Genomic DNA, 2412 nt, shown 5'->3' on the forward strand with positions numbered 1-2412 from the left:
TGACCATCGGTTGCGTGGGACCCGGCCGTGGCGGCCGACCCCGTGGGGCGCGGCTGTGTCGATGGTTCCGCGGCCGGCGGGGCCGGTGTCTTCATGTCGTCGACATCGATGCGCGTGGCATGCACCGTCGCGTTGACCGAGGGACGCGGCCCCGACCACCCAAGAGCCACCTGTCCGTCGATAATCGCCTGACGACTCTCAAGCTTCAGGTTCGAAAGCGTTAGCGTGTGATCGGGCTGGGCCTCGAGGCGCGCGGAGGTCACGGCGTTGTCCAGTGCCCAGCCGGTCACCAGCGGCACATGCCCGGCATGCGCGGAAAGGTCGAGCGCCGTGGCCCCCGCGCCGACGACGCCCTGCACATGCAGCGTCGTATCGCCCGCCCCTTGCCCGGTCAGGGCAACGGACAGGGGCGCGCCCAGCCCGTTCAGGCCACGCGCCTGCCAGACGGCTTCGAGACCGGCGATCGTCCCCAGCGTCCCGCGCACCGTCATGGCGGGCGCGGCGTCCGAGGCCGCCACCTGGTCCAGTCGTACGGCAAGGGGCGCATCGGGTGTCTGGGCGCCGATCTCCACCCCCGCGAGGGTCACGCTGCCAAATCGGGCGGCGCCGGTGGACAGGTGCAGATGGTCGATATGTGGCGCGTCCGCCGTGCCGTGCAGCCCGACGTCGAGGCCGACGGTGGCGACGTCGGGCAGGTGCGCGCGGGGGAACAGGCTGTTGAGGTCGCGCAGATGATGCAGCGTGCCCGACAGCGAGACGCGATACCCGCCCGGGGTCCCGCTGCCGACACCGTCGAGCGTGCCGTCCAGACGCACCAGGTCGGCGTCCTGTCTGGGGGGCGTGACCGTGGCGATCAGATGGACGGGCCAGTCGGGCGAGGCCGCGCCGCCGGGCCAGAACAGCGGGGCGAGAGCACCGGTCTGGCCCCGGAGCGTGAAGCCGCCGTCCTGATGATGGCCTGCGATGTCCAGAGTCGGGGCGGGGCCGTCGAGACCGGCGAAGGCGGCGTGATCGAGCGTGGCATGGCCGCTCAGATGGTGTGCCGCATCGTCCCAGCGCACGGTGCCGCCAGCGATCTGGAGCGAGGCGACCCGCACGTCCCAGCGTGTCGGCGACGCGGCGGGGTGGGACGGGTCCGCCGTGTCGGACGGGCGGTCGGGTTGCGTGAAGTGCCAGTTGGCGACCCCGTCCGTCCCGCGTTCGAGGGTCAGCGCAGCCCCCTGCGCCACGACGTCGCGCAGGGTCAGGTGCCGTGCGAACAGCGGAAGGAACGCGATCCGGGCGCGCAGCTCGTGCGCGGTGAACAGCGGGGCTGCACGGGTGCCCGACAGGGTCACGTCATGCGCCACCACCATCGGCCATGGCAGGATACGAAGGCTGATATCGTGCACTGTGAGGCTTCGGCCGGTCTGATGTTCGACCGAGGTCACAAGATCGTCGCGCAGGCCCGCTGTGGGCAGCAGTGTCTGCACGGCGACCACGCCGCCGATCACGACCAGCCCCAGTGCGGGCAGAAACAGGCGACGACGGCGCGCGGGCGTGCGGGTGGAAGGCTGTTTCATAGGGGGCCGTCTCCACGCGGAGGAAAGGGGGGTGAGGGGCGTCGGACGCCGCAGCGGCCGTGCGTCAGCTACGCCGGGGCGGTGGCGTCTGGCCTTCGGTAAAGCCCAGCGACTTGAACGTCGCGCGCATGTGTGGCGACAGCGGGGCCGTGACCGTCAGGCGGCCACCGGCCGGGTGCGGCAGGTCGAGCGCACGCGCGTGCAGATGCAGCTGGTCGGCAAAACCGTCCATGTGGGCTTTCGCCCCGCCATAGCGTGGATCGCCCAGGATCGGCGTGCCCAGCGTCTCGCAATGCACGCGCAGCTGATGGGTGCGCCCGGTCAGCGGCGACAGTGCCAGCCATGACAGCTTGCGCCCGGCGGCATCCAGAACCTCGTATTCCGAGAGCGCGCGGGCCGCGTCCTCGTCATGGCGTTCGGCGGCGATGGTGATCGCGCCCGCCCCCGCGCCCAGACGCGCCAGAGGCTGGTCGATCACGCCTGACGTCGGGCTCGGGCGTCCGACGACGACGGCCCAGTAGGTCTTGCTGACGTCACGGCCGCGAAACGCGGCGGCGAGCTTGGCCGCGACGCCAGGCGTGCGGGCCAGCAGCAACAGGCCCGAGGTGTCGCGGTCGATGCGGTGCACCAGACGCGGGCGATGTTCCGATCCGTCGCGCAGGCCGTCGAGCATCATGTCGACATGCTTGGTTATACCCGGCCCCCCCTGCACGGCCAGGCCGGCCGGCTTGTCCAGAACGATGACGTGCGCGTCCTGATACAGCACCATGGCGCGGATTTCGCGCACCAGCCGGTCGTCCAGCGTCGGCAATGGCGCGGGCTGGGCCGTCGTGGCGGGCAGGGGGGGCAC

At 71.5% G+C, this 2412-nt stretch carries 2 protein-coding genes; both read right to left on the minus strand.

Annotation, left to right across the window (positions count from 1 at the left end; all coding sequences use genetic code 11):
• Window positions 1-1562 (minus strand): AsmA family protein (locus HUK82_RS15985; RefSeq protein ID WP_176614879.1); only part of this gene is annotated, 1562 nt, incomplete at its 3' end.
• 64 nt (window positions 1563-1626) lie between these two features.
• The coding region (locus tag HUK82_RS15990; protein WP_176614880.1) for an RluA family pseudouridine synthase at window positions 1627-2412 on the minus strand (786 nt) is incomplete at its 5' end.

It is taken from the genome of Ameyamaea chiangmaiensis, assembly GCF_013376175.1.
Lineage (GTDB): Bacteria > Pseudomonadota > Alphaproteobacteria > Acetobacterales > Acetobacteraceae > Ameyamaea > Ameyamaea chiangmaiensis.